The sequence below is a fragment of the Pyxidicoccus trucidator genome, from assembly GCF_010894435.1.
Taxonomy (GTDB): Bacteria; Myxococcota; Myxococcia; order Myxococcales; family Myxococcaceae; genus Myxococcus; species Myxococcus trucidator.
In genome coordinates this window covers 41,204-59,077 of the sequence record NZ_JAAIXZ010000001.1, presented here as the reverse complement: position 1 = coordinate 59,077, position 17,874 = coordinate 41,204, and the positions used below count along the sequence as shown (strand labels likewise).

General features: G+C 69.0%; 16 protein-coding genes and 6 tRNA genes. 20 read left to right on the top strand and 2 right to left on the bottom strand.

The window, feature by feature from the left end:
• The first annotated feature begins 49 nt into the window (after positions 1 to 49).
• Positions 50 to 1,438, top strand: a complete 1,389-nt coding sequence (locus G4D85_RS00285; RefSeq protein ID WP_164006766.1) for a type IV pilus twitching motility protein PilT — start codon at positions 50 to 52, stop codon at positions 1,436 to 1,438.
• 39 nt (positions 1,439 to 1,477) lie between these two features.
• Here the strand turns inward: G4D85_RS00285 and G4D85_RS00280 are convergent, their stop codons facing one another.
• Entirely contained in the window at positions 1,478 to 2,215 is a 738-nt protein-coding gene (locus tag G4D85_RS00280) for a hypothetical protein (RefSeq protein ID WP_205525367.1), read from the bottom strand.
• Positions 2,216 to 2,250: 35 nt separating this feature from the next.
• Between G4D85_RS00280 and G4D85_RS00275 the strand changes: the two genes are divergently transcribed.
• The 13 genes from G4D85_RS00275 (at position 2,251) to G4D85_RS00215 (ending at position 9,874) form a co-directional block, all read left to right on the top strand.
• Complete coding sequence (locus tag G4D85_RS00275; RefSeq protein WP_164006762.1) at positions 2,251 to 2,757, top strand: regulatory protein RecX; 507 nt, start codon at positions 2,251 to 2,253, stop codon at positions 2,755 to 2,757.
• 10 nt (positions 2,758 to 2,767) lie between these two features.
• On the top strand, positions 2,768 to 3,544 hold the full coding sequence (locus G4D85_RS00270) for an outer membrane protein assembly factor BamD (RefSeq protein WP_205525366.1): 777 nt from the start codon (positions 2,768 to 2,770) through the stop codon (positions 3,542 to 3,544).
• Positions 3,541 to 4,245, top strand: a complete 705-nt coding sequence (locus G4D85_RS00265; RefSeq protein ID WP_164006758.1) for a hypothetical protein — start codon at positions 3,541 to 3,543, stop codon at positions 4,243 to 4,245. Before G4D85_RS00270 ends, G4D85_RS00265 begins: the two co-directional genes overlap by 4 nt.
• Before the next feature lie 39 nt (positions 4,246 to 4,284).
• A complete protein-coding gene (locus G4D85_RS00260) occupies positions 4,285 to 5,010 on the top strand; it encodes a tetratricopeptide repeat protein (RefSeq protein ID WP_164006757.1) in 726 nt (241 codons plus the stop codon).
• 2 nt (positions 5,011 to 5,012) lie between these two features.
• Positions 5,013 to 5,948, top strand: a complete 936-nt coding sequence (locus G4D85_RS00255; RefSeq protein WP_164006755.1) for an FHA domain-containing protein — start codon at positions 5,013 to 5,015, stop codon at positions 5,946 to 5,948.
• Positions 5,949 to 6,000: 52 nt separating this feature from the next.
• Complete coding sequence (selD, locus tag G4D85_RS00250) at positions 6,001 to 7,059, top strand: selenide, water dikinase SelD (protein ID WP_164006752.1); 1,059 nt, start codon at positions 6,001 to 6,003, stop codon at positions 7,057 to 7,059.
• Between the two features lie 82 nt (positions 7,060 to 7,141).
• Positions 7,142 to 7,951, top strand: a complete 810-nt coding sequence (locus tag G4D85_RS00245) for an N-acetylmuramoyl-L-alanine amidase family protein (RefSeq protein ID WP_164006750.1) — start codon at positions 7,142 to 7,144, stop codon at positions 7,949 to 7,951.
• A gap of 92 nt (positions 7,952 to 8,043) precedes the next feature.
• On the top strand, positions 8,044 to 8,757 hold the full coding sequence (rph, locus tag G4D85_RS00240) for a ribonuclease PH (RefSeq protein ID WP_164006748.1): 714 nt from the start codon (positions 8,044 to 8,046) through the stop codon (positions 8,755 to 8,757).
• Positions 8,754 to 9,347 carry an RdgB/HAM1 family non-canonical purine NTP pyrophosphatase gene (rdgB, locus tag G4D85_RS00235; RefSeq protein WP_164006746.1) on the top strand — a complete coding sequence of 198 codons (594 nt, stop codon included), beginning with the start codon at positions 8,754 to 8,756 and terminating at the stop codon, positions 9,345 to 9,347. Before rph ends, rdgB begins: the two co-directional genes overlap by 4 nt.
• A gap of 81 nt (positions 9,348 to 9,428) precedes the next feature.
• Positions 9,429 to 9,502: transfer RNA gene (locus G4D85_RS00230), tRNA-Pro, on the top strand.
• 36 nt (positions 9,503 to 9,538) lie between these two features.
• A tRNA-Arg gene (locus tag G4D85_RS00225) sits at positions 9,539 to 9,615 on the top strand.
• An 87-nt stretch (positions 9,616 to 9,702) separates the two neighbouring features.
• A tRNA-His gene (locus tag G4D85_RS00220) sits at positions 9,703 to 9,776 on the top strand.
• Positions 9,777 to 9,800: 24 nt separating this feature from the next.
• Positions 9,801 to 9,874 (top strand) — tRNA-Arg (locus G4D85_RS00215).
• A 105-nt stretch (positions 9,875 to 9,979) separates the two neighbouring features.
• Here the strand turns inward: G4D85_RS00215 and bet are convergent.
• Complete coding sequence (gene bet, locus G4D85_RS00210; RefSeq protein ID WP_164006744.1) at positions 9,980 to 11,188, bottom strand: phage recombination protein Bet; 1,209 nt, start codon at positions 11,186 to 11,188, stop codon at positions 9,980 to 9,982.
• Positions 11,189 to 11,590: 402 nt separating this feature from the next.
• Here bet and G4D85_RS00205 point away from each other — a divergent pair.
• The 6 genes from G4D85_RS00205 (at position 11,591) to G4D85_RS00180 (ending at position 17,787) form a co-directional block, all read left to right on the top strand.
• Positions 11,591 to 11,663, top strand: a tRNA-Lys gene (locus tag G4D85_RS00205).
• Positions 11,664 to 11,765: 102 nt separating this feature from the next.
• A tRNA-Leu gene (locus G4D85_RS00200) sits at positions 11,766 to 11,847 on the top strand.
• A gap of 101 nt (positions 11,848 to 11,948) precedes the next feature.
• The gene (tig, locus tag G4D85_RS00195; RefSeq protein WP_164006742.1) at positions 11,949 to 13,226 is read left to right on the top strand and encodes a trigger factor; all 1,278 of its coding nucleotides are present in this window, start codon (positions 11,949 to 11,951) and stop codon (positions 13,224 to 13,226) included.
• A gap of 49 nt (positions 13,227 to 13,275) precedes the next feature.
• A complete protein-coding gene (clpP, locus tag G4D85_RS00190; protein ID WP_164006741.1) occupies positions 13,276 to 13,896 on the top strand; it encodes an ATP-dependent Clp endopeptidase proteolytic subunit ClpP in 621 nt (206 codons plus the stop codon).
• Between the two features lie 217 nt (positions 13,897 to 14,113).
• The gene (gene clpX / locus G4D85_RS00185; RefSeq protein ID WP_164006739.1) at positions 14,114 to 15,394 is read left to right on the top strand and encodes an ATP-dependent Clp protease ATP-binding subunit ClpX; all 1,281 of its coding nucleotides are present in this window, start codon (positions 14,114 to 14,116) and stop codon (positions 15,392 to 15,394) included.
• Between the two features lie 167 nt (positions 15,395 to 15,561).
• A complete protein-coding gene (locus G4D85_RS00180) occupies positions 15,562 to 17,787 on the top strand; it encodes a prolyl oligopeptidase family serine peptidase (protein WP_205525365.1) in 2,226 nt (741 codons plus the stop codon).
• Positions 17,788 to 17,874: the final 87 nt, after the last annotated feature.

The following is a 17,874-nucleotide window of genomic DNA, read 5'->3' as shown; positions in this document are numbered from 1 at the left end:
GCGGGCCATCGCCTGAGGCCGCGGGGCTCTGCTACCATCCTCCTCGCTCATGGAACTGAACGAGATTCTGCAGATCGCCCTGCGCGGCGGTGCCTCCGACATTCATCTCAAGGCTGGCCTCCCGCCGATGTTCCGCGTGGACGGCTCGCTGGTGCCGCTCAAGGACGGTCGCCGCCTCCCTCCGGAGGAGGTGGCGCGCATGGCCTTCGGCATCATGAACGAGTTCCAGAAGGAGAAGTTCAAGTCGAGCAACGAGGTGGACCTGGCCTACGGAGTCCCCGGCCTGGGCCGCTTCCGCGTCAACGTCTTCCAGCAGCGCGGCACGGTGGGCGCCGTCCTCCGCGTCATCCCCTTCAAGGTGATGACGATGCAGGACCTGCTGCTGCCCCAGGTGCTCGCGAAAATCTGTGGCGAGGAGCGCGGCCTCGTCCTGGTGACGGGCACCACGGGCTCCGGCAAGTCCACCACGCTGGCGGCGATGATCGACCACATCAACGCCAACGAGACCAGCCACATCATGACGATTGAGGACCCCATCGAGTTCCTCATTCGCGACAAGCGCTCCATCGTGAACCAGCGCGAGGTGGGCGTGGACACGATGAGCTTCGCGCAGGCTCTCAAGAGCGCGCTGCGGCAGGACCCGGACGTCATCCTCGTGGGCGAAATGCGAGACCACGAGACGATTGAGACGGCGCTGCACGCGGCCGAGACGGGCCACCTCGTCATGTCCACGCTGCACACGCTGGACGCCACGGAGACCATCAACCGCATCGTCTCCGCCTTCCCCCCGCACCAGCAGAAGCAGGTGCGCCTGCAGCTCGCGAGCGTGCTCAAGGGCGTGGTCAGCCAGCGTCTCGTGCCCCGCGCGGACGGCAAGGGCCGTGTGGCCGCGGTGGAGGTGCTGCGCGTCACCGCCCGCGTGCGCGAGCTCATCGAGGACAAGGACCGCACGAAGGAGATCCACGATGCCATTGCCCAGGGCACGGACTCGTACGGGATGCAGACCTTCGACCAGTCCCTGATGAGCCTGGTGCGCCAGGGGCTCGTCACCTACGAAGAGGCCCACCGCCAGGCCACGAACCCGGACGACTTCGCGCTGCGCTTCTCCGGCATCAGCGGTACGTCCGACTCGAAGTGGGACAACTTCGACGCCAAGCCCGGCGACGCCCGCCCCATCCCCGGCTCCGCGTCCTTCGCGCAGAAGGGGGCCCCGGCGGCGGCTCAGGCTCCCGCCCCGGCGACGCCCACGCCGGCTCCGGTGGCCCAGGCCATGCGCCCGGGAGCTCCGGCGCCCGCCGGTGCGCCGCGTCCCGCCGGCCCGCCTCCCGCGGCCGCGCGTCCGCCCGCGCCCGCCGCGCGTCCGCCGACGCCTCCGCCCGCTCCGGCACCCGCGCCGGCCGCCGGTGGTGACGACGACTTCCAGATCGAACGCTTCTGAGGCGCTGACGCGGTGGAGCCGGGGTTGCTGGCTCCGCCGCTACGCGTCCTCCTCACCCAGCAGCGCCCGCAGCCGTGACAGGCGCAGCGGGCCCACCAGTCCCTCCTTGGAGAGCGCCTGGAGCAGCTGCGCGGTGGCGTGCACCTTGGCCTCCTGCTCCTCTTCGGGCCGGTCCACCACCTCCGCGTCGAGCAGTGCTTCCATGTGCTCGGGGTTGATGGGGGCGGGCCCTTCCGACCACGCGATGTCGAAGAGGGCGCGGGCCATGCCCTCGCGCACCTTGCGCTCGGCGTCGTTGGCGGCGCCCTTCACGAAGGTGAGGAAGAGGGCGTCCACGGCCTCCTTGGTGAGGGAGGCCAGCGCGGGCACCTCGTTCAGCGACTCCTTCACGTACTCGGCGTCGAAGGTGTCCACGTCCTGCTCATAGCCGAAGGCCTCCTCCAGCAGGATGGAGGCGATGAAGGCGTCCGCCTCCTCCTCGCTGGCGCCCTCCTCGGCGAGCGCCTCGCGGGCCTTGCGCGTGGGCTCGGCCAGGTCGGCGTCCTCCCGCATGGAGCGGGCCGCGGCGTGGGCGGCCAGCAGCACCAGCGACGCCTGGGCATCGGAGGACAGGGCACGGCCGCTGACTCCGAGCAGCACGCCCTGGTGCTTGGGGTGCGCGGTGGCGGCGTCGATGAAGGCCTGCTCGTCGGGAGCCAGGGCTTCACCGGACTGCTGCTTGCGGAGCGTCTCCCGGGCGGCATCGGCGGCAAGGAAGCGGGCGAGGACGGGGTGCATGGTTGGGCCTGTTACCACATGCTACGTATCCCGCCATGCATCCGGAGGACGAAGGCCCCGACGCTGTCCGGCGTGCCACGGACGCCTGTGTGAAGCTCCTCTCCGTTCGCGCCCGCAGCCGCCACGAATTGGAGGCCGCCCTGGAGCGCAAGGGCTTCTCGGAGAAGGTGCGCGAGGAGGCGCTCGCGCGGGTCCAGGGCTGGGGCTACCTCGACGACGCGCGCTTCGCCCAGGAGCGCGCCGCCGCGCTGCTGCGCAAGGGCCGGCTGGGCCCGCGCGCCGTGCTCCAGCGGCTGGAGTCCCATGGGCTGCCGGAGGAGACAGCCCGGCGGGCCCTGGCCCAGGCGAGCGGCGCGGAGGAGTTCGACGCGCTGGCCACGGCCCGCGCGGTGCTGGAGGGGCGGGGGTTGCTTGGCCGGCCGCTCGACGCGAAGGAGCGGGCGCGCGCGGGCAGGCTTCTCGACAGCCGGGGCTTCTCCGAAGACGTCATCCACCGGCTACTGGGTGAACCTTCGCTGGACCCCTCCGGTCCGGACGAATAGCGTGGTGGAGATGCGTTCCGCCGTCGCCTTCCTGACCGCCGTCCTGTTGCTTGCCTCCGGCTGTGCGTCCCTCACCTCGGGACAGGCCGGTGAGCCCGAGTACGCCAACGCCGCCGAGGAGAACCTCCGGCTCGGTGTGGAGGCCCTGGACAACAAGGACTTCCTCCGCGCCCAGAAGTACTTCGAGTACGTCCGCGCGAAGTTCCCCTACCAGGAGGCCGCCCGCGAGGCGGAGCTGAAGCTGGCCGACGTGGACTTCGCCCGCGAGGCCTGGCCCGAGGCGCGCGACCTGTACGAGTCCTTCATCAAGCTCCACCCCACGCACGCCAAGGTGGACTACGCCGCCTACCGCTCCGCCCTCACGCACGTGGAGGACTACCCCTCGGACTTCTTCGCCCTGCCCCCCTCGGAGGAGAAGGACCAGGGGGAAATCCAGGCCGCGCTGCTCGCCATGGAGGACTTCCGGCGCCAGTACCCGAAGTCCGAGTTCGCCGACGAGGCCAAGGCCCACGCGGACGAGGCCCGCAAGCGGCTGGCCGAGCACGAGCTGTACGTGGCCCGCTTCTACCAGAAGCGCGAGCGGTGGAAGGCCGTGGCCCAGCGCCTGGAGTCCCTCCTCCGTCGCTACCCCGGCACTCCCTATGAGGAGGAGGCCCTCTTCGACCTCCACTCGGCCTACGTGAAGCTGAATGACCCGAAGAAGGCGGAGGAGACGCTGCGCCAGGTGCAGCGCCGCCTGCCTGGGACGCCCGCCGCGGAGCGTGCCCAGCGAATGCTGGGCCCGTGAGGACCACCGAGGAGTGGAGCCGCCTGGGCGGCGCCCTCATCGTCTTCCTGGCGCTGGGCGCCACCCTGGCCGTCTTCGCCCCCCGTTTCCTGGGCGCGGCGGCCGGTCCCGAGGCGGAAATCATCACCGCCCTCAAGGAGACCGAGGCCGACGGGCTGACGCTGCCCGTGCCCGGCTCCGACCTCCCCCTGAAGTCCCGCAAGCACCGCTTCGCGCGCATCACCGTGGTGGTGGAGCCCGGCGCGAAGCGGGCGGAGGCCCACGCCACGCTCGACTTCGATGGCACCCTGGGCACCACCGAGGTGGGCACCGCCGGGGTGGAGCGGGTGCCCTTCGTCGTGAGGGACGGGGACTGGGTGCCAGAGGGCACCGCGGCGCCCCGGCTGCTGGCCGTGGTGACGGCCCTGGAGTCCCGGCGCCGGGCGCTCCAGGCGGCGGACGCGAGCGCACTGGCGAAGCTGGCGGGGCCGGGCACCCCGGGCGTGGGCGGGCCGGAGTGGGAGTCCCTGCGGAGGATGAGCGCGCGCGGCTACCGGGCCGAGGCCTGGTACGTCCGGCTGGAGCGGGAGGACGCTGTCGTTACCGAACACTGGCGCCTGCTGGGGGCGCTGCCGGAGCGGCCGGTGGACACCCGGGGCGAGCGGCAACTATCCCTGACGCTTCACGGTGATGAATTCTTGTTTTCGCCCGGGCTCATGTAGGCTAGCCGCCTCGGAGGCAGGGCCCTGGCGGGCCGATTCATGGAAGAGCCCCTCAAGCAGCTACTGACCCTCGGGCGCGGCTACTTCGAGAAGAAGCAGTACGCCCAGGCCGAGCAATACCTCGCGAAGATTGTCGAGCAGAACCCGACCTTCGCGGACGTGTTCAACATGCTCGGCATCATCTACCACGACCAGGGCCAGTTCGCCCGGGCGCAGCGCGCCTTCGAGTCCGCGCTGCAGCTCAACCCCGCGTACACGGAGGCGGCCCTGAATCTGGCCGTCATCTACAACGACATGGGGAAGTACGCCGAGGCGAAGGAGGTCTACCAGGCCGCCCTCTCCCAGCAGAAGAGCGGCCCCGGCGAGTTGGACCCCTACGTCGAGAAGAAGATCGCCAACATGTACGGCGAGATTGGCGACGTCTTCGCCTCCAGCGGCGCGTGGGCGAAGGCGATTGAAGAGTACCGGCGCGCGCTCGGACTTTGCCCGCAGTTCGTGGACATCCGCCTCAAGCTGGGCAATGCCTTGCGTGACGCCGGGGACAACGAAGCGGCCATCGTCGAGTACGAGCAGGTCATCGCGCAGAACCCGGCGTTCATCCCGGGCAGCATCCAGTATGGAGTGGCGCTGTACTCGGCCGGGCGGCGGGCGGAGGCGGTACGGGTCTGGGAGGACGTGCTGGCTCGCAGCCCGGATAACAAGAGCGCGCAGATGTACCTCAACCTGGTGAAGGACCCGGGCAAGGCGGATCAGGCAGGTTCATGACCATGGACACCCAGAAGACCTACGCCCTCAAGTTCATCTCCGGGAAGTACCAGGGTGGCGAGTTCCCACTGAAGGTGGACAAGCAGATCGTCATCGGTCGCTCGAGCGAGCTGGACATGGTGCTCGTCGAGGACATGGTCTCTCGCAAGCACGCGAAGATCAGCTTCTCCGACGGGAAGATCACCATCGAGGACCTGGGCTCCACCAACGGCACCTTCGTCAACGGTGAGAAGGTGAAGCAGGCCCGGCTGAAGGAGGGGGACCGCATCCTCATCGGCACCTCCATCCTCAAGCTCGTCCACCAGGGCGCGGATGGCGCCAACGTCGACGAGAGCATGGCCAAGCAGAAGCTGGAGGAGGTCGCCGCCGTCCAGGCCGCGCGCACCACCAACAAGGCCAGCTCCATGACGGGGAAGATTGAGGAAATCCCCCTGCCGGACCTGCTCCAGCTCTTCCACACGTCCAAGAAGAACGGCGTGCTGGTGGTGACGAGCGACCAGGAGGGCCGCATCTACCTGCGCCAGGGCCGCGTGTACTACGCCGTCATCGGCGACAACCACAACCTGGGCCCGCAGAAGAGCTTCAACCGCATCATCACCTGGGAGCAGGGCGACTTCGAGCTGCGCCCGGCGGACAACCAGGAGTTCATGGTGGAGCTGGACTCGTCCACCGAGGCGCTCCTGATGGACTCGCTCCGCCAACTGGACGAGATGAAGCGGCTGCAGCCCAGCCTGCCGGCCCTGGACGCGCCGCTGGCGCTGGCCATGCCCCTGACGCCGCCCCTCAAGGAGCTGGCGCCGGAGATGCTGGACGTGCTCCAACTGGTGCACAACTACGGCACGCTCGGCGCGGTACTGGACCGGGCGGACGCGGACGACGTGGTGACGGCGGAAGCGGTGGCGCAGCTGCTGAAGCGCGACTACGTACGCAAGGCCTGACGGACGGACAGCCGCGGCCCCGCTCACGGGCCGCGCGGGGAAGGGGAGCACCATGGCGGACGAGCAGCCGGTGAAGCCGAAGCGTCTCACCGAACTGAGTCACTGCGCGGGCTGAGCGGCGAAACTGCGGCCCGCGGACTTGGCGCAGGTCCTGCGCCGACTGAAGACTGCCGGTGGTCCCCAGGCGCTGGTGGGTTTCTCCACCAACGACGATGCGGCCGTCTATCGCCTCACGCCCGGCCTGGCCGTGGTGGAGACGGTGGACTTCTTCCCGCCCGTGGTGGACGACCCGTTCCAGTTCGGGGCCATCGCCGCGGCGAATGCCCTGTCGGACATCTACGCCATGGGCGCGCGGCCCATCTTCGCCCTCAACCTAGTGGGCTTCCCGGACGGCCAGCCGCTGTCCGTGCTGTCGAAGATTCTCGCGGGGGGCCAGTCCAAGGCGGACGAGGCGGGCATCCCCATCCTCGGTGGCCACAGCGTGAGGGACCCGGAGCCGAAGTACGGCATGGCCGTCACCGGCGTGGTGAACCCGAAGAAGGTGCTCACCAACGCGGGCGCGAAGCCGGGGGACGTGCTGTTCCTCACCAAGCCGCTGGGCTCGGGCATCGCCACCACCGCCATCAAGCGCGGGGTCGCCTCGAAGCAGCTCTCCAAGCGCGTCGTGGGGGTGATGTCCGCCCTCAACCGCGCCGCTGGCGAGGTCTTCGCCTCTGGCAAGTTCAAGGTGAATGCCCTCACGGACGTGACGGGCTACGGACTGCTGGGGCACCTGCTGGAGATGATGACCGGAGCGAAGACGCGCGCGGCGCTGGACCTGGAGCGCATCCCGCTCATCATGGATGTGGCCGCGCTGGCCGAGCAGGGCGTGGTGCCCGGAGGCACCAAGGCCAACCTCGCCCACGTGAAGAAGAAGGTGCGCTTCCCGGACGGGCTGCCCGAGCACATCCAGTGGGTGCTCGCGGATGCGCAGACCAACGGCGGCCTGCTGGCCAGCGTGCCCGCCCGCCACGCGCTCAAGGCACTCAAGGCGCTGGAGGCGGCCGGCGTGGACGCGGCCCTCATCGGTGAGGTCCGCGCAGGCCGGCCCGGCATCGACGTCATCGGCTGAACGCCCCGTCCACCCGCGCGGGGCTCCCTGCCGGCCCGGATTTCGCTCCCGGGGGCACCCTCCGGTAGCATCTCTCCCCGGCATGCCGCCGTCGCACCGCACCCTCCTCGCCGTCCTGTCGCTGCTCTGGCTCGTCCCCGTCGTCGCGGGGGCAGGGGAGCGGCCCGCGCGCATCGTCATCGACCCGGGCCACGGCGGTGTGCAGGAGGGCGCGAAGGGCCCCGGCGAGCTGCGCGAGAAGGAAGTGGCGCTCCAGATTGCCCAGCGCCTGCGGGCGCGCCTGGAAGCGGCGGGCGGCGAGGTGTACCTCACCCGCGAGCGCGACTCGCAGGTGTCGCTGACCGAGCGCGTGTCGATGACCAACGACCATGGCGCGGACCTCTTCCTCTCCATCCACGCCAACTCCATGCCCACGAAGCGGATGCGCGCGCGCACCGAGGGCATCGAGACGTACTTCCTGTCCGCCAACGCCTCGGGCGACGCCGCGCGCGCGGTGGCGGACCGGGAGAACGCGGAGGCGCCGGTGAGCCGCGCGGCGCGGGGCGACTCCACGCTGGCCTTCATCCTCCAGGACCTGGTGCGCACGGAGGCGCATGCGGATTCCTCCCGGCTGGCCTACGCCATCCACCCGCGCCTCATCCGGGGGACTCGCGCCGCGGACCGGGGCGTCCAGCAGGCGCCCTTCTTCGTCCTCTCCGGCGTGGAGTGCCCGGCCGTCCTCGTGGAGGTGGGCTACATCTCCCATCCGCAGGAGGGCGCGAAGCTGGGCCGCTCGGAGTACCAGGAGAAGCTGGCCGAGGCGATTGCCGACGGGGTGCTGGCCTTCCTCAAGGAGACCCGCCGGCGCGACGCCTCCCGGGAGCCCCAGGTGGCCGCCCCCGCGTTGCCGTGAGGGCAGACGGGCGGCGGTAGATGCCACCCACGTGGCGCGGCTCTGGTAGACAGGAGGTGCCCACCCCTCTCCATCTGCCCCAGGAGCCTGCCGTGCGTTCCTTCCAACGTGGTGCGCTGGACCTTCGCCCCATCATCCTGACCCCCGGTGTCTCCCGCTACGCGGAGGGCTCCGTGCAGGTGGAGTTCGGTCACACCAAGGTGCTCGTCACCTGTTCGACCGAGGAGCGGGTGCCGCCCCATCTGATGGGCAAGGGCACCGGCTGGGTGACGGCCGAGTACGGCATGCTGCCGCGTGCGACGCACTCGCGGAACCAGCGCGAGTCCGCCAAGGGCAAGCAGACCGGCCGCACCATGGAAATCCAGCGCCTCATCGGCCGCTCGCTGCGCGCGGCGGTGGACCTGTCCACGCTGGGCACTCGCACGCTCACCCTGGACTGCGACGTGCTCCAGGCGGACGGCGGCACGCGCACCGCCTCCATCACCGGGGCCTATGTGGCGCTGGTGCTCGCGCTGCGCTCGCTCCAGAAGGCGGGCACCCTGACGAAGACGCCCAAGCTGACGCCGCTGGCGGCCGTGTCCGTGGGCGTGGTGAAGGGCGAGGTGCGGGTGGACCTGGACTACGACGAGGACTCCACCGCGGACGTGGACCTGAACCTCGTGGCCACCGCGGACGGCCGCATGGTGGAGCTGCAGGGCACCGCCGAGCACCAGCTCTTCGACAAGAAGACGCTGGACGCCATGGTGGACGGAGGGCTGGCCGCCATCCAGCAGCTCGTCGCCGCGCAGGCGAAGGTGCTGGGATGACGCCCCGGCCCCGGCTGCTCTTCGCCACCACCAACAAGGGCAAGCTGCGCGAGCTGCGCGAGCTGGTGGGTGACGCGGTGGAGGTGGTGTCCCTCGCGGACCTGCCCCCGGTGCCGGAGCCGGTGGAGGACGCTGAGACCTTCGAGGGCAACGCGGTGAAGAAGGCCCGCGCCTATGCCGACGCCACCGGGCTGCCCGCGCTGGCGGACGACTCCGGGCTGTGCGTGGACGCACTGGGAGGCAGACCCGGGGTGCACTCCGCGCGCTATGCGCCGGGGGACGACAGGGCCCGCTACGAGAAGCTCCTGTCCGAGCTGGCCGGCGTACCCGACGAGAAGCGCACCGCGTCCTTCCAGTGCGCGCTGGCGCTGGTGAAGCCCGGGGGCGAGGCGCGGGTGGAGGTGGGCCGGTGCGAGGGCCGCATCGGCCAGGCCCCGAGCGGCAGCCACGGCTTCGGCTACGACCCGGTCTTCATCCTTCCGGACAAGCAGGGCCGGACGATGGCGGAGCTGACGCCGGAGGAGAAGTCCCAGGTGTCCCACCGCGGGGCGGCCTTCCGGAAGATGAAGCCCCACCTGCTGGGCCTGTAGCCGGACTGAATGCAGGGCTGTCAGGCACGTTGGCCTTGCACGTCCGTTCGCAATGGTTCAACAATGCCGGACTCTACTTCTCGGGGCGTAGCGCAGCCTGGTAGCGCACCTGCCTTGGGCGCAGGGGGTCGGAGGTTCGAATCCTCTCGCCCCGACTTGAAGTAAAGCAGTGGAAGCAGGCGGCCCGGCCAGCTCCAGTAGCTCAGCTGGATAGAGCACCGGCCTTCTAAGCCGGGGGTCGCAGGTTCGAGTCCTGCCTGGGGCGCCAACCTGCCTGCCGTCACATTTGGGTCTTGAACGGCCCCGGTTTCCACGATAGGGAAGCCGCGCTTCAAAACGTCGTAGCGCTGTAACGGCGGCCATAGCTCAACTGGTTAGAGCGCAGGACTGTGACTCCTGAGGTTACCGGTTCGATCCCGGTTGGCCGCCCTCCTTCACCCGCCCCGTTTCGCTGCGCTCGTAGCTCAACTGGATAGAGCACCGGGCTTCGAACCCGGGGGTTGGGGGTTCAAGTCCCTCCGAGCGCGCTCCTCCTCTTCCCGAGTCGAGCCACTGCCGCCGGGAGGGGAACGGAAAACGCCCCCGCCACTTTCGCGACGGAGGCGCTCCTCACTTCACCTGCTGACGTGGCTTCAGGCCTCGTGCGCCGCGCCGCTGCCGTTCTTCCCCGACGCGGGGACGCGGCAGCGCAGCTCCGTCTCCGCCTCCAGCGCGGCCAGGTTCTCACGCATCGCCTTGGCCCAGCGCGCCTTCGGCTGCTCCATCAGCTTCTCGTTGGCCATGTCGATGGTCTCACTCAGCTCCTCGTCGGAGAGCTCGGAGGCCGTCTTCCCCTTGTATGGGCCGAACGCCACGACGACGGCGCTGGCCTTCGGACGGGGGGCCAGGGGCTCTTCTTCGTGACTCGTGGTGGGGCCCTTGCCCGGGGCGGGCGCGGCCGCCTTGGCGTGGCCGTTCTTCCTGCCGTGCGCGGTGCTGGCTCCGGTGCCGGGCTCGGTCTCCACCGCCGCCGCCCGGACGGGCGCGGGGGGCACCGGCACGTCGACGTCGAGCGGCTGCGCCACGGCCTGGGGCTTGTCCTCCTTCGCCGGCGCGGGGGCCAGCGAGGGGAAGGACGCCTTCACCGGGCCGGGCTTCGCGCCCAGCACCTCGTAGGGGCCGCCGCCGTGGGCCGGCTCCTCGTGGTGGTGCTGCTGGGGCTCGTAGTCCTCGGCGGGCATCTCCTCGCGCACGTACAGGCCGCCGAAGGCCTCCGGGTACGCCTTGCGCAGGGCCGCCACGCGGGCGCACTTCTCAATCATCGTCGTGGGAATCTTGGCCCACAGCGGCGTCTGCTGGACGTAGCCGCTGAAGTCGAGCCAGACGACGACGGGCAGCTTGCCGTCGCGGACCACGCGCGACCAGGCACCCACCAGTGCGCCCTTCCGCTTGGCCGGGTTGAAGCGGTGCACCACCTCGCCCTTGCCCTGGTCGACGATGATTTCATCCTCGGCGAACACCGCGCTCGCCTGGATGCCCCTGAAGTCCGGGAAGCGCTCCGCCCGGGCGAGCATCCCCGCCTCGGAGGGCTGGAACTCGTACTTCGTCACCCAGTTGGGCCGCTCGCGGTTGCCGACATTCTGGCGGCGCGCCACGCAGAAGGCTTCCTTCAGCAGCGGGTCCAACCCGCTGCGCTTGCACTGCTCGATGAAGAGGGCGAACTCGTCCTCGCTGATGCCCTTGGGGCAGATGGTGCGCCGCACGAGCTCCGCGCGCTCCCGGCTCCAGGCTCCCTGCTGGGGGCCCTGGCCCGTCGTCGCGCTGTCCGCCTTGGGGTGGGTGTTGGCTTCCGTCACTGTCATCTCCTGCGTCTTCGCGAAAAGGGCGGACGACCTCCGTCCGCCCGCCTGGTTGCCGCAGCGGCGAACCCTCTTGCTGCACATGAGTGCCCACGACGCCGTCACGCGCCTCGTGTCCCGGAGTGCGGCTGGCGCACGACTGCACGTGCACCGGGACGAAAAGCGCGCTGCGGCCATGTTGAACAGCGGCGGGGGGCGCTTGCTTCATCCGCGGCCGGAGCCGTCCCGGGGGCTGGCCGCCGGGCGGGCGGACCGGCGTCAGGCGCTGGATGCTCCGAGCGTCAGATCCTCAGCAGCGGGAATGAAGGGGGGCCCGAAAATACTTTTTGACAGCACGGTCGGGCTTCTGTAGTTACCGCCGCCACCTGGACGCCGCGCAGGCGGGCGACGGACCAGGGCAGTGCCGGGAGCGTAGCTCAATTGGCAGAGCAATGGACTCTTAATCCATAGGTTGTGGGTTCGATTCCCTCCGCTCTCACTCCGGGGCTCCTCCAGAAATGGAGGGGCCCCGTTTCTTTTTCCGGCCTCTGCCGTCCACCGGACGTTTCGCGGTAGGAAGGCGCAGCGCGCGGTCGCACCCGGGCGGGTGGCGAAACTGGTAGACGCGCCAGACTTAGGATCTGGTACCGCAAGGTGTGAGGGTTCGAGTCCCTCCTCGCCCATTTCGCGTTGACCCGCTCGTGCCTATCCCCTAAAGGCGCACGTCCCACTTTTCCGGCGTCGCCCGGGACGGATGTCCGAGGCGGCGGCGAGCGAGGCCCCCATGAAGGTCCAGGTCGAGGAGCTCTCTCCCATCGAGAAGAAGCTCTCCATCGAGGTCGAGAACGCCCGCGTCGCGGAGGAGCTCAACCGCGCGTACTCCAAGCTCGGCCAGCAGGTGCGGCTGCCTGGCTTCCGGCAGGGCAAGGTCCCCCGCCGCATCCTGGAGCAGCGCTTCAAGGACCAGGTCGAGGACGAGGTCATCCAGCGCGTCGTGCAGGCCGCGTACGTGGAGGCCATCCGCGAGCACAACGTGGAGGTCGTCGCCAACCCCCAGGTCACCAACTCCGGCCTCAAGGCGGACGCCCCCTTCACCTTCGAGGCGCGCGTCGAGGTGAAGCCGAAGGTGGAGGCGAAGGAGTACCAGGAGCTGCCCCTGGCGAAGTCGGAGACGGCCGTCACCGACGAGCAGATCAACGAGCAGCTGGAGCGCATGCGCCAGTCCATGGCCCGCCAGGAGCCCATCACGGACCGCGACACCGCGGCCGCCAGTGACCAGGTCACCGTGGACTTCGAGGCCACCGTCGACGGCCAGCCGTTCCCCGGCAGCAAGGCCGACGGCATCACCGTCCAGGTGGCGCCCGGCGAGCTGGTGGAGTCGAAGATTGCCGCCCTGGAGGGCGTGAAGGTGGGCGAGTCCAAGGACATCGACTACGCCTTCCCGGCCGACTACCGGGTGGAGGAGGTGCGCGGGAAGACGGCGCGCTTCCACATCACCGTGAAGTCCCTCCAGAAGGAAATCACCCCCGAGCTCAACGACGACTTCGCCAAGAACACCGGCATCGCCCAGTCGCTGGACGAGCTGCGCACCAAGATGCGCGAGGACATGCAGCGGGCCCGCAAGGCCCAGGTGGAGGGCGAGGAGCGCGAGGCCCTGATGAAGGTCCTCATCGAGCGCAACCCCTTCGAGGTGCCCCGCGCCATGGTGGAGCGCGCCATGGACTCCATGCTGCGCGGCGCGCTGCAGCAGCTCCAGCGCCAGGGCGTGGACCCCAGCCGCCTCAACCTGGACTTCTCCCGCCTGCGCGAGGAGATGCGCGAGAAGGCCATCCAGGAGGTGAAGGGCACGCTGCTGTTCGAGGCCATCGCCCAGAAGGAGAGCATCCAGGCCTCCGACGCGGACGTGGACGCCCGGATCGAGCAGCTGGCCACCGAGGCCGGCCAGCCGGTCGCCGCCGTGAAGAAGTACTTCAAGGGTCCGGACGAGCGGCTCGGGTTGTCTCTCCGACTGAGGGAGGAAAAGACGATTGAATTCCTGAGGGCTCGGGCGAAGTATCAGTGAGGTTCAATCTTCCGAGCTTGCGAGCTTCCGAGTCTCACTAGAGGTCGACATGCCCTTCATGCCCGTTCCCTACGTCATCGAGCAGACCCATCGCGGTGAGCGCTCGTACGACATCTACAGCCGGCTCCTGAAGGACCGCATCGTCATGCTGGGCACTGAAATCGACGATGACGTGGCCAACGTCATCGTCGCCCAGCTCCTGTTCCTCGAGTCCGAGGACCCGGACAAGGACATCAACCTCTACGTCAACTCGCCTGGTGGCTCGGTGACGGCCGGCCTCGCCATCTACGACACCATGCAGTACCTGAAGTGTCCGGTGTCGACCATCTGCGTCGGGCAGGCGGCCTCCATGGGGGCCGTCCTCCTGCTCGCCGGTGCCAAGGGCAAGCGCTACTCGCTGCCCTCCAGCCGCATCATGATCCACCAGCCGCTGGGCGGCGTGCGCGGCCAGGCCACGGACATCGAAATCCAGGCCCGGGAAATCCTCCGGATGAAGGCCAAGCTCAACGAGCTCATCGTCAAGCACACCGGCCAGTCGATCGAGCGTGTGGAGAAGGACACGGATCGCGACTACTTCATGGGTGCGACGGAGGCCAAGGCCTACGGCATCATCGATGAAATCCAGAGCCCCCGGAAGGTCGTGGGACTGGGCAAGGAAGAGAAGAAGTAGTCGTGTAACCGGGGCCTTGGGCCTCGGTAAGTGGCCGGAGTCGCGGGAATGCGTCCCCGCGTCTCCGGCTTTCTGCTTTCTGCGTCGTGGCCACCGCCCTGTTAAGTACCTGGAAGGTGCGTGGACGATCCGGACAGGGGCTGACTAGATTGGTCCGGAGGCAGGGGTAGGGGCGGTCTTCAGGAGTGGGGGCCTTTCAGGCGCAGCGAGGGATGACATGGCGGGCAAGAACGTGGAGAAGCGAGACAACCAGACCCTCTGCTGCTCCTTCTGCGGAAAGTCGCAGAAGGAGGTGAAGAAGCTCATCGCGGGGCCGACGGTCTACATCTGCGACGAGTGCATCGGGCTCTGCAACGACATCATCGCGGAGGAAATCGACCGCGAGGAGACCAAGGACACCAAGCTGCGCATCCCCCGGCCTTCGGAAATCAAGGCCGTGCTGGACGAGTACGTCATCGGCCAGGAGCGCGCGAAGAAGACGCTCTCCGTGGCGGTGCACAACCACTACAAGCGCATCGAGTCCAAGGTCGCGATGGAGGACGTGGAGCTCCAGAAGAGCAACATCCTCCTGCTGGGCCCCACCGGTAGCGGCAAGACGCTGCTGGCGCAGACGCTGGCGCGCATCCTCAACGTCCCCTTCACCATCGCCGACGCCACCTGCCTCACCGAGGCCGGCTACGTGGGCGAGGACGTGGAGAACATCATCGTCAACCTGCTGCAGGCGGCCGACCACGACATCGAGCGGGCGCAGCGCGGCATCGTCTACATCGACGAAATCGACAAGATTGCCCGCAAGTCGGAGAACCCCTCCATCACCCGCGACGTCAGCGGCGAGGGCGTGCAGCAGGCCCTGCTGAAGATCATCGAGGGTACGGTGGCCAACGTCCCGCCCAAGGGCGGCCGCAAGCACCCGCAGCAGGAGTTCCTGCAGGTGGACACCACCAACATCCTCTTCATCTGCGGCGGCGCCTTCGGCGGCCTGGACCAGGTGATTGAGCGGCGGCTGGGTGGGCGCAACCTGGGCTTCGGCGCGGACATCCAGTCCAAGAAGCAGCGCAACCTCACCGAGCTGCTCAAGCACGTGGAGCCGGAGGACCTGCTCAAGTTCGGCATGATTCCGGAGTTCATCGGCCGCCTGCCCATCATCACCGCGCTGGAGGAGCTGGATGAGCCCGCGCTCATCAACATCCTCAACCAGCCGAAGAACGCGCTCACCAAGCAGTACCGCAAGCTCTTCGAGCTGGACGGCGTCGCGCTGAAGTTCACCGACGGCGCCCTCAAGGCCATCGCCTCCGAGGCCATCCGCCGCAAGGCGGGCGCCCGTGGCCTGCGCTCCATCCTCGAGTCGGCCATGCTGGACGTGATGTACGAAATCCCGTCCCGCAAGACGGCCCGCGAGGTGCTCATCTCCGAGGAGGTCATCCTCAAGAAGAGCGAGCCGGTGGTGCTCCACTCCCAGGAGAAGGAGTCCCCGGAGCCGAAGAAGGAATCCGCCTGAGTCAGCGCCGCCTCCACGGAGGCGGCCCATAGGGCATGACGGGGCGCGTCAAGGAGCCAGGAGGCGGCTCCGGCGCGCCCCGCGCGTTAGGAGAGGGGCCGTGCGGTTCCGGCCCCACCACACTTTTTGTGGGACGTGCGGGGGCCTTTCTGTATGTGCTGGTCCCCATGAGAAAGCTGCTCGTCCCTGCGTTGCTGTCTCTTGCCGCGTGCGCCATCCAGAAGGAGGCGGCGCGGGAGGAACTGCCGGCAGCCGCGTCCGCGGCGCCAGGCGACATGACCCGGTCGGCCTCGCAGGTGTCGGCCCAGGAGGAGTCCTCGCGAATGGTCTACCCGGCAACCCGGGCCGAGCAGGTGGCGGACACGCTGCACGGCGTGAAGGTGGCGGACCCCTACCGGTGGCTGGAGGACGAGAAGGCCCCGGAGGTGCAGGCGTGGATGAAGGCGCAGGACGCGCTGGCACGCGAGCAGCTGGCGAAGATGCCGGGCCGCGACGTGCTCACCCGCCGCTTCACGGAGCTGTTCTACACGGACTCCATCTCCCCGCCGGCCCGGCGCAACGGCCGCTTCTTCTACATCCGCACCCACAAGGACAAGGAGAAGTCCGTCCTCTACTGGCGCGACGGGGAGAAGGGGCAGGAGAAGGTGCTGCTGGACCCGAACACCTGGAGCCAGGACGGCTCCCTCTCCATGGGCACCTGGTCGCCCTCGTGGGACGGGAAGAAGGTCGTCTTCGCCCAGAAGCCCAACGCCGCGGATGAGGCGGCGCTCCACGTGGTGGACGTGGACTCGGGCCAGTGGTCCAAGGTCGACGTGATTGAGGGCGGCAAGTACGCCACGCCCCGGTGGACGCCGGACAGCAAGGGCTTCTACTACGAGTGGCTGCCCACGGACCCGAGCATCCCCGTGGACGCGCGGCCCGGCTACACCAGCATCCGCTTCCACAAGGTGGGCACGGACCCCAGGCACGACGCGCTGGTGCACCCGCACACGGGGGACCCGACCACCTTCCTCCAGAGTGACTTGAGCCGGGACGGCAAGTACCTCTTTGCCTACATCATCCGCGGCTGGAGCGAGAACGACGTCTACTGGAAGCGGCCGGAGGAGAAGGACTTCCGCCTGCTGGTGAAGGGCGAGGGCGCGAAGTACGAGGTGCACGCCTGGAAGGACCGCTTCTACGTCACCACGGACGAGGGCGCCCCGCGCCAGCGCGTCTTCGAGGTGGACCCGGCCAGGCCCGAGCGCGCCGCGTGGAAGGAAGTCATCCCCGAGGACCCGGTCGCCTCCCTGCTGGGGGCCAAGGTCGTCGGCGGGCACCTGGCGCTGGAGTACCTCAAGGACGCCACCACCGAGGTGCGCGTGGCCACCCTGCAGGGCAAGCCGGTGCGCACGGTGCAACTGCCGGGCGTGGGCGCCGCGTCCAACCTGGTGGGGCAGGAGGAACTGGACGAGGCGTACTTCATCTACACGTCCTTCACGACGCCGCGGCTCGTCTACAAGACGTCCGTCAGCACCGGGAAGTCCGAGGAGTGGGCCCGCGTCGAGCTGCCCATGGACCCGGACGCCTACACGGTGCAGCAGGTCTTCTACCCGTCGAAGGATGGCACCCGGGTGCCCATGTTCCTGGTGTACCGCAAGGGCCTGAAGCGCGACGGCAACGCGCCCACGCTGCTCTACGGGTACGGCGGCTTCAACGTGAACATGGAGCCCGTCTTCCGGGGGAGCATCCTCCCCTGGCTGGACGCGGGCGGCATCTACGCGGTGGCCAACCTGCGAGGTGGCGGCGAGTACGGGAAGGCGTGGCACGAGGCCGGTCGCCTGGACCGCAAGCAGAACGTCTTCGACGACTTCCACGCGGCGGCCGAGTACCTCGCCCGCGAGAAGTACACGCAGCCCCGGCGCCTGGCCATCTACGGCGGCAGCAACGGTGGCCTGCTGGTGGGCGCGGCCATGACGCAGCGCCCGGAGCTCTACGGCGCGGTGGTGTGCGCCGTGCCGCTCCTGGACATGGTGCGCTACCACCTCTTTGGTAGCGGGCGGACGTGGATTCCGGAGTACGGGACGGCGGAGAAGGCCGAGGACTTCAAGACGCTGTACGCCTACTCGCCCTACCACCACGTGCGGCCGGACGTGCGCTACCCCGCCATGCTGATGATGGCGTCGGACCACGACGACCGGGTGGACCCCATGCACGCCCGCAAGTTCGTGGCGGCCCTGCAGAACGTGGCAGGCAACCGCACGCCCTCCCTCCTGCGTATCGAGGCGAATGCGGGCCACGGAGGCGCGGATCAAGTGGCCAAGCAGATTGAGTCCAGTGCGGACCTCTACGCATTTCTCTTCCACGTGCTGGAGGTGGAGATGCGCCAGGGTGGGGTGGCGGCGCAGGGCCGCTGACATACCGGGCGAACGCCCGAGGAGGTCACGGGTGTTCCCTTGATGGCACGACGTTGTTCCCCAATCTTGAGGCGGGGAACGGCGCCA

Excerpts from the sequence above, each read along its gene's own strand:
- G4D85_RS00285 (WP_164006766.1), top strand. The coding sequence starts at position 50 with ATGGAACTGAACGAGATTCTGCAGATCGCCCTGCGCGGCGGTGCCTCC.
- G4D85_RS00280 (WP_205525367.1), bottom strand. The coding sequence starts at position 2,215 with ATGCACCCCGTCCTCGCCCGCTTCCTTGCCGCCGATGCCGCCCGGGAG.
- G4D85_RS00275 (WP_164006762.1), top strand. The coding sequence starts at position 2,251 with ATGCATCCGGAGGACGAAGGCCCCGACGCTGTCCGGCGTGCCACGGAC.
- G4D85_RS00270 (WP_205525366.1), top strand. The coding sequence starts at position 2,768 with ATGCGTTCCGCCGTCGCCTTCCTGACCGCCGTCCTGTTGCTTGCCTCC.
- G4D85_RS00260 (WP_164006757.1), top strand. The coding sequence starts at position 4,285 with ATGGAAGAGCCCCTCAAGCAGCTACTGACCCTCGGGCGCGGCTACTTC.
- G4D85_RS00255 (WP_164006755.1), top strand. The coding sequence starts at position 5,013 with ATGGACACCCAGAAGACCTACGCCCTCAAGTTCATCTCCGGGAAGTAC.
- G4D85_RS00245 (WP_164006750.1), top strand. The coding sequence starts at position 7,142 with ATGCCGCCGTCGCACCGCACCCTCCTCGCCGTCCTGTCGCTGCTCTGG.
- rdgB (WP_164006746.1), top strand. The coding sequence starts at position 8,754 with ATGACGCCCCGGCCCCGGCTGCTCTTCGCCACCACCAACAAGGGCAAG.
- bet (WP_164006744.1), bottom strand. The coding sequence starts at position 11,188 with ATGACAGTGACGGAAGCCAACACCCACCCCAAGGCGGACAGCGCGACG.
- tig (WP_164006742.1), top strand. The coding sequence starts at position 11,949 with ATGAAGGTCCAGGTCGAGGAGCTCTCTCCCATCGAGAAGAAGCTCTCC.
- clpP (WP_164006741.1), top strand. The coding sequence starts at position 13,276 with ATGCCCTTCATGCCCGTTCCCTACGTCATCGAGCAGACCCATCGCGGT.
- clpX (WP_164006739.1), top strand. The coding sequence starts at position 14,114 with ATGGCGGGCAAGAACGTGGAGAAGCGAGACAACCAGACCCTCTGCTGC.
- G4D85_RS00180 (WP_205525365.1), top strand. The coding sequence starts at position 15,562 with ATGAGAAAGCTGCTCGTCCCTGCGTTGCTGTCTCTTGCCGCGTGCGCC.